Below are 7749 nucleotides of genomic sequence, written 5' to 3'. Positions count from 1 at the left end.
TGCTTATATCCGCCCGATTTACCCAGCCTAATCAGCAGTAATGCTGAAAGTCAGACACACTTTTTGCTACTTAACCCCCAATTTTGAAGACAAATGAAGAAACCCCCGGTAGAACAACTACCGAGGGTTTCCATCTGCGGAAGCAGGGGGATTTGAACCCCCGGAGGTGTGACCCTCGCTGGTTTTCAAGACCAGTGCATTCGGCCGCTCTGCCATACTTCCAACGACAACATCATAACCGCATACCGCCGTGAGGCAGCAAACGCCCTCATAACACCCCTTGCCAGCACCTTTCGCTAGCCTTCTCATCCCACACCACACCCCAAGCATCCACCTCTACAGACATAACTATTTTTGCTAATTGCAAAAGAGCTTGAAATACCGCGTGCATAACCAGTTTTTGCATTACCTTTGAAGACTATGAAGGCAATCATTCAGACTGATCTTTCCAACCCCCGCGCCCTGGAATGGGCCGATGCTCCGGAACCGACTCTCGAGGATGGGCAGGTGCTGGTCAAGGTCAAGGCCGCTGGCGTAAACCGTGCTGACCTACTGCAGGCCGCTGGCCACTACCCGCCACCGAAAGGCGTGACCGACACCCTCGGCCTGGAGTGCGCGGGTGTCATTGAAGAGGTCAAGGGGGACTCCCAGGGCTGGAAAGTCGGCGACGAGGTCTGCTGCCTTCTCTCCGGTGGCGCTTACGCCGAAAAGGTCGCAGTCCCGGCCGGCCAGATTCTCCCCCTGCCACATGGCTACTCCTTCACCGAGGCCGCATCCATCGTCGAGGTTGCCTGCACGGTGTTCTCGAATGTCGTGATGATTGCCGGCCTCAAGGAAGGCGACCTACTGCTGGTCCACGGTGGCGCGGGTGGCATCGGCACTTTCGCTATTCAGATGGCCAAGCGGCTCGGTGCTCGCGTCGCAGTCACCGCCGGTTCGGCGGAGAAGCTGGCTAAGTGCAAGGAGCTCGGCGCCGACATCCTCATCAATTACAAGGAAGAGGACTTCGAGGAGATCGTTGCAGCTGAGGGTGGCGCCAATGTCATTCTGGACATCATGGGCGCAAAGTACCTCGACCGAAACGTCAAGGCCCTGGCGAAGGACGGCCACCTGGTCATCATCGGCATGCAGGGAGGCGTTAAGGGCGAGCTCAACATCGGCCGCCTGCTGAGCAAGCGCGGCTCCATCACCGCCACCGGCCTGCGCTACCGCGATCTCGCTGACAAGGCTCGCATCGTCAACGCCACAGAGGACACCATCTGGCCAATGCTTGCCGACGGCACCGTCACCCCTCAAATTCATGAGGTCATGGATATGCGCGACGCAGCCAAGGCCCACGAGCTGCTCGACAGCGGCGCGGTCAGCGGCAAGATTGTGCTGACCGTCTAGTTAGCTGACTACCTAGTTAACCGAGCGAGGCAACTGCGCGCACGAGCTGGTCAATGTCGTGCGGCGTATTGAACGGCTGGAGGCCAACTCCCACGGCGCCTCCAGCCTCATCGATGCCCATGGCCTCCAGCAGTGGCGATTCGTATGCATCAACAATGCTGGTCACGAGGCCATTATCCAGCAACCTATCCACGACCACCTTCGCCGACACCCCATCGACGAGGAAGCTAACGCGCGGAATGTGCTGTGCCCGCGACACACTCGCGAAAGAATCATCTTCGGTATCCATGCCGATGATGTACACCCGCGGCAGGGTCATCAACGCCGCAATTAGGCGTTCCGACAACGTCGTCAAGTAGCGAGAAACCTGCGGCATCGCCGTTTCAATGCGGTGCCTACGCGACCCCCTCGCCGTGCTATCCAGCGATGCCAGGTGCAGCACCGATTCCGACACTCCGCCGAGCAATGCCGGCGACACCGGGGAAACCTCGATCCGCTCGACGCCGCGCACATTCGGCACATAGCTTAACGACGTCATGCGCTCGAACATCTCGGGATCCTTGAACACCAATGCTGCGACCTCAGGCCCGCCCAGCACGGAGGCATCAACCAGCATGATGTCGGCGCCCAGCTTGCTCATCGACACATCGCGGTAGGCGACAATATCCGAGGCATCAACCAAAACCCAGGCGTTGGAGTACTCATGCACCCGCCGAGAAATGTCAGCTACCGGGGCAATGGTGCCAATGAACGGATCCGCGGCCGGGACGACAACGAGGCGAGTGTGCTCGTCTACGAGCTCGTCGAACTGCCAGGACGGCAACGTACCCGAGGACAAGTCAGCCTCAGCAATGCGGACTTGAGCTCCGTAGAGATTGGCTGCTCGGCGTAGTGGTGCGTGTACGACCTGCGAACCAATGCGAGAAATCACCAGGTTAGAGCCGAGCGTCAAGCGTCGACTCATTGCGGACGTGAACTGCTCCATGAGCACCTCACGCGAAGATCCCAACACCACGCCGGCGACCGGGCCACCAGTGAGATCGGCAAAAGCCCGGCGCGCACTGGCGGTTAGTTCCGCTGCAGCGGGAACGCCCGAGCTGCGCGACTGGCCATGAGCCCCCGCCCCAGTCTCACCAGGAAGGGACTTCTGCGCATTGCGAAATGCAGAAATCATCGCAGCCTGGACACGCTCGGGTACCTGGGTGCGTTGACCCGCATTGAGGTATGTCCACCCGTCGGAAAGCGACGAGTAAGCACCCCTGGTTGTCGGCACATCGAAGGCCATGAAAACCCTTTCCCGGTTTCGAATTCAAGCTGCGATATCTATTTCAGAGTTAACTGTGCAATCACCCACGAATCGAGCATCCATGCCCCGAACCGTGTATCGCTTGCACATCTTAGTTGGAGCCAATTCTATCGAAGCAACCCCATATAGGATAATCTTTATCCCTTTTTAGCAGTTGCTTAAAATTGGCCGAACTTTTCCTGCCTGTATCCATGCGCAAGCACTCCCGATGCGTGAACCATATGCACCAGCTGCATGCCATAAAGCAGTTACAGCGGCGATTGTATGTAAGTTTTCCAGGGTCACATAACCAGTCACATAACCAACCGTGGAAACAGCCTCAGAAGCACCACGTCACCACCAATGACGACCGTCCCACGCGACCGTTGTTCGCTGTCACGACATGGAATAATGGCTCGCCCAGTGCCGTCGGTATTCAATCTAAACCGCCCTAGCTAGTATTTTGGAGACGTGACTAACGCAGAAAATGATCGCCAATCCGCAGCTGCAGCCGACCAGTCGGCCAATACTGTGCGCAATGGCTCCGCTATCCGCACGGAGGAAACTCTCCGTCGCGACATTGCGCGAATGGTTGACGCAACGGGTGAGGCACCGGCTTTCAAGTCGCGTTCCCGTACCATGGGCGCTGCCTGGCGGGATCTGGCTACCGGCTTTGGCCAGCGCGAACTGTGGCTGCAACTGGGCTGGCAGGACATCAAGCAGCGGTACCGTCGCTCCACGCTTGGCCCGCTGTGGATCACCATTGCCACCGGCGCGATGGCCCTGGCTCTCGGCCTGCTGTACTCGCTGCTGTTCCAGCAGGACCTGGCATTCTTCCTGCCGCACGTGACCGTTGGTCTGATTATCTGGGGCTTCATCTCCGGCTGCGTGCGCGAGGGCGCAACCGTCTTCATTGAAAACGAAGGCCTCATCAAACAGTTGCCCAGTGCGCTGAGTGTTCACGTCTACAGGCTGGTGTGGCGTCAGTTGCTTTTCCTGGCCCACAACATGGTGATTTGGCTGATTCTCGTGCTGGTCTTCCGTCCGGATTTGGGCTGGAACTTCTTCCTGGTCATCCCCGCGATGGCGCTGCTGGTGGTCAACGGTGTGTGGGTGACGATGTTCTTCGGCATCATCGCTACGCGCTACCGCGACGTGGCACCACTGCTGGATTCCCTAATTCAGCTGGTGTTTTACATGACTCCGATTGTGTGGACCACCAAGACACTGGAGGAACAGGGCGGTGCCGTCGCCGAACGCGCACGCATCGCAGAAATCAATCCCCTGTTCCACTACCTGGAAATCATCCGCGCCCCACTGACCGGCCAGCCGGTGGATACCTACCACTGGTGGATCGTCCTCGCCTGCACCGCAGTTGGCCTGTTGCTGGCACTCGGGGCCATGCGCCTGTGGCGCTCCCGCGTGAGCTACTGGGTTTAGGCCGCAAAGGCCGTCGTAAAGCGAATAGAACTAGCAAGGGATAAGCATGGTCAGCATTGATACTTACAACGCGTGCGTTGACTTCCCCATTTTCGACGCCAAATCGCGGTCGATGAAGAAGGCGTTCCTCGGCGCCGCGGGTGGTGCGATTGGCCGCAATGACTCCAATGTCGTGGTCATTGAAGCGCTGAAGGACATCAACATCCATCTGCGCGAGGGCGACCGCGTCGGCTTGGTTGGCCACAACGGAGCGGGTAAGTCCACGCTGCTGCGACTACTGTCGGGAATCTATGAGCCCACGCGCGGTGCCGCCGATGTGCGCGGGCGTGTGGCTCCGGTGTTCGACCTCGGTGTCGGCATGGACCCGGAGATCTCCGGCCTGGAAAACATCATCATCCGTGGCCTGTTCCTGGGGCAGACGCGCAAGCAGATGAAATCCAAGCTCGACGAAATCGCAGAATTCACCGAACTCGGCGATTACCTGCACATGCCGCTGCGCACTTACTCCACCGGTATGCGCGTGCGTTTGGCGCTCGGTGTGGTCACGTCCATTGAGCCGGAGATCCTGCTTCTCGACGAAGGCATCGGAGCCGTCGACGCCGCATTCATGGCGAAGGCCCGGACGAAGTTGACCGAATTGGTCGACCGCTCCGGTCTGCTGGTGTTTGCGTCGCACTCGAATGAATTCCTGGCGCAGCTGTGTGACACGGCACTGTGGATTGATCACGGTACGGTTCGACAGGCAGGGCTTGTCGACGAAGTGGTCGAAGCCTACGAAGGTAAAGAAGCCGCCGACCAGGTGCGCAACGTGCTCGCGCAGCGACGGTAGTAGCTTCGCGGGGAGTCCGGGCGCGGTTCCCCCCATCGTGGCCGAGCGAGCGGCTCGCGGGCAGCCGGCCGGCGGCTGGCGGGCGGCACGGATGCTTGGAATTGCCCACCCGGAGCAACATGGCAAGATAGACAGCAATAAAAACAGTAATAAACGGTACTTCCCCCGATGGAGAACGAAGTGAGCGAAAACTCGGCTGACCACCCAAAGCACGATGAGGCAGCAACGGCCGCAATCGTGGTGACTCACAACCGCATCGAGGACCTGCGTCAATCGCTTCCCATCGTTGCCAGCCAGACCCACATGCCGAAATGGCTCATCATCGTCGACAACGGCAATGACCCGAAGGTCAAGGAACTCGCTGAGCAGGTGGCGGCGCAGCAGTCGTCGGAAAGCGGATCGGCGCCGGAAATTCACTACTTCGGCTCCAAGACGAACTTGGGCGGCGCTGGTGGTTTCGCACTGGGCATGCTGACTGCGCTGTCGCTGGGCGCGGAGTGGATTTGGTGCGCCGATGATGACGGGCGCCCGGAGGACTCCTACGTGCTGAAGGCGCTGCACAGCTGCGCGCGACGTCACCAGCTCGACGCTGTCTCGCCGGTGGTCTGCGATATTAAGGCTCCGAACAAGCTGGCATTCCCCCTGCGCCGCGGGCTGGTGTGGCGTCGTCATCGCGAGGAGCTTTTCGAAAGCGGAATCAACCCCAAACTCCCGGCAGTGAACGACTCTGAGGGGCGGAGATGGTTCACCAATTTCGCAGATCAGAAGGCTGCGACCGGACTCGAACTGCCTAGCGACCTCGAAACCATCGACGGCAACCACGACCTCCTGCCCGGCATCGCATCCCTGTTTAACGGCGCACTGTTTAGCGCCCGCTCGCTGGAACAGCTCGGCGTTCCCGACTACCGCCTATTCATCCGCGGCGACGAGGTCGAATTCCACCGCCGCCTGGTCCGCTCCGGCCTCCGGTTCGGCACATGCTTGACGACGGCCTACCTGCACCCCTCCGGTTCGGGTGAATTTGTGCCCATTCTCGGCGGCAAAATGCACACGCAGTACCCGACCAATGACTTCAAGCGCTACTTCACCTACCGCAACCGCGGCTACCTGATGAGCCAGCCCGGCATGCGCAAGCTCATGCCACAGGAGTTCCTGCGCTTCGGCTGGTTCTTCCTGGTCCAGCGCCGCGATGTCCGCGGCTTCTACCGCTGGTTCAAGCTACTGAAGCAGGGGCGCGCGGAGAACTTCGAGCGCTTCGATCCAAAGTCGAAGTAGTTCGGGCTGGCGTTGCGGCTGGTGGGGCTGGTGGGTTCGGGCAAGCGCTGAGGCTGATGAGGCTGGTGGGGCTGAGGCTGTGGCGCTGGCCTGCATATTTGATCTCGCCCGGGTCGTGTAGTCCGCATTTCGAGTGCTCAGTGCGCAAAAGTGTTACCTAACCCCTGGTTCCCTTCTCCTCCACTGACATATCGATGAGGTATTCACTCATCGATGCGCTACAGCCTGCGCATAAGTGAATAGTCCTACGATAAGTGCGCGGGCCAGGCCAACAGCGTGGCCATAAGTCCTGAAAAGTCATCGACAAGTGGCGGAAAGTTGGCCATAAGTCAGCACAATTGCAATAGGTCAGCAGCTGAACTTAGCCTGAGTCGCGCGAGGCCGGTGCATTTTCCAGAAGCTGCAAACGCTGCTTACGCTCCTGGATTCTGGACTCACGGAGCTGCCGATCTTTATACGGGACAGTGGCTTGACGAAAACGCCCAACTTCGGACGAAAATACCAACCCACCTGCCTGAATGCGCTGCCTCTGCCGAATAGCGAACTGTCGCAAGACCTCCACGCAGTCCCCATTAATGACCTGTGACCATTGGAAGCGGAGTACATCTAAGTGGAGGTTTCGCAGACGCTTCTCGCGAGCTTGCTCTTTCAGAAGCACAGTCTCCGTAGCTGCTACCCCGCCACCGGAATACTTAGTCAGCCCATCGAACTCAATGATCAAATTCAGATGAGGCACATAAAAATCGACGCGCCCAATGAATCCTTCACTGTCATAGAACTCGACTTGCTGCATGAGCACGCATTTTTCGTCGTAAAGCGTGGCAATTCCTGAGTCGATTATGCATTTCTTTGTGATTGACTCACCGATGGTTTCGCTGTGTGCGCTGGCAGTTCGAAGTAGCTCGCGGGCGCGGCGGGTACCCGGCGAACGTGGGTAATTTGTGAGGACGGTGTGCAGTTCTTCGAGGTCACACCACTGTCGCAGTGCGGTGTCAACGATGACTGGCCCGTTTTCGGACTCGGCGGTGCGGCAGATATCGATGACGGTTTTCGGCACATCGGTAACGCAGCGCCCACCAATGCGAACGATGTCTTGTTCGAGGATTCTGTCACCGACATGGCGCAATCCGCCGCCAGGTCGGCGCAGGCCGGAATTGGCAAGCGCGATTGTGGCATTTCGAACAAGCAACGGGATGCCATGCAACGCAGCGGCTGCTTCACCCGTAATGATTGTCCCGGAACCTGGCTTGACCAGTGCCTTTATCTGCAGTTGAAAACGTTCGAATGCTGACAGCGCATTCCAGCGAGAGCACTCGATGTATGTGCCGTACGCCAGTCTGAGCAGGGATCCATCTCGAATATTTGCGCTTCCGACGTGCCCGTGCAGATTATCCAGCTCTGACTTGGCACTGACATATTCACAAGGATGCTTGATTTGTTTCTGCGAAGCCGCGTGGATGAGGCCATCGGAATCGTAAGTCCAGTTAGGCATTGGTTTAGGCACGCTCCCCGAGGTGGGCTACAGGAATTC

At 58.7% G+C, this 7749-nt stretch carries 6 protein-coding genes and 1 tRNA gene; 4 read left to right on the top strand and 3 right to left on the bottom strand.

The genetic code is table 11. From position 1 onward, the window contains the following. Nucleotides 1–137 precede the first annotated feature (137 nt). Nucleotides 138–222 (bottom strand) — tRNA-Ser (locus QP977_RS04850). A gap of 198 nt (nucleotides 223–420) precedes the next feature. Here QP977_RS04850 and QP977_RS04845 point away from each other — a divergent pair. Further along, nucleotides 421–1389, top strand: coding sequence for an NAD(P)H-quinone oxidoreductase (locus tag QP977_RS04845; protein ID WP_048732059.1), 969 nt, complete (start codon nucleotides 421–423; stop codon nucleotides 1387–1389). A 16-nt stretch (nucleotides 1390–1405) separates the two neighbouring features. Here QP977_RS04845 and QP977_RS04840 read toward each other — a convergent pair whose 3' ends face one another. Beyond that, nucleotides 1406–2674, bottom strand: coding sequence for an aminotransferase class V-fold PLP-dependent enzyme (locus tag QP977_RS04840; protein WP_049193883.1), 1269 nt, complete (start codon nucleotides 2672–2674; stop codon nucleotides 1406–1408). Between the two features lie 471 nt (nucleotides 2675–3145). Between QP977_RS04840 and wzm the strand changes: the two genes are divergently transcribed. The 3 genes from wzm (at nucleotide 3146) to QP977_RS04825 (ending at nucleotide 6218) form a co-directional block, all read left to right on the top strand. Next, complete coding sequence (wzm, locus tag QP977_RS04835) at nucleotides 3146–4114, top strand: galactan export ABC transporter permease subunit Wzm/RfbD (protein ID WP_080985633.1); 969 nt, start codon at nucleotides 3146–3148, stop codon at nucleotides 4112–4114. Nucleotides 4115–4160: 46 nt separating this feature from the next. Next, nucleotides 4161–4943 (top strand): galactan export ABC transporter ATP-binding subunit Wzt/RfbE, encoded by a 783-nt coding sequence (gene wzt, locus QP977_RS04830; RefSeq protein ID WP_038627279.1) that lies wholly within the window; start codon nucleotides 4161–4163, stop codon nucleotides 4941–4943. A 168-nt stretch (nucleotides 4944–5111) separates the two neighbouring features. Next, nucleotides 5112–6218 (top strand): glycosyltransferase, encoded by a 1107-nt coding sequence (locus QP977_RS04825; protein ID WP_070549350.1) that lies wholly within the window; start codon nucleotides 5112–5114, stop codon nucleotides 6216–6218. Between the two features lie 361 nt (nucleotides 6219–6579). On the opposite strand, the gene QP977_RS04820 is transcribed toward QP977_RS04825, so the two are convergent. Continuing rightward, nucleotides 6580–7710 (bottom strand): PDDEXK family nuclease, encoded by a 1131-nt coding sequence (locus QP977_RS04820; RefSeq protein ID WP_070607258.1) that lies wholly within the window; start codon nucleotides 7708–7710, stop codon nucleotides 6580–6582. Nucleotides 7711–7749 lie beyond the last annotated feature (39 nt).

The organism is Corynebacterium sp. MSK012 (assembly GCF_030232435.1).
Taxonomy (GTDB): domain Bacteria; phylum Actinomycetota; class Actinomycetes; order Mycobacteriales; family Mycobacteriaceae; genus Corynebacterium; species Corynebacterium jeikeium_D.
Note: the sequence above shows the minus strand (reverse complement) of the source record. Positions and strands in the feature narration are given on the sequence as shown.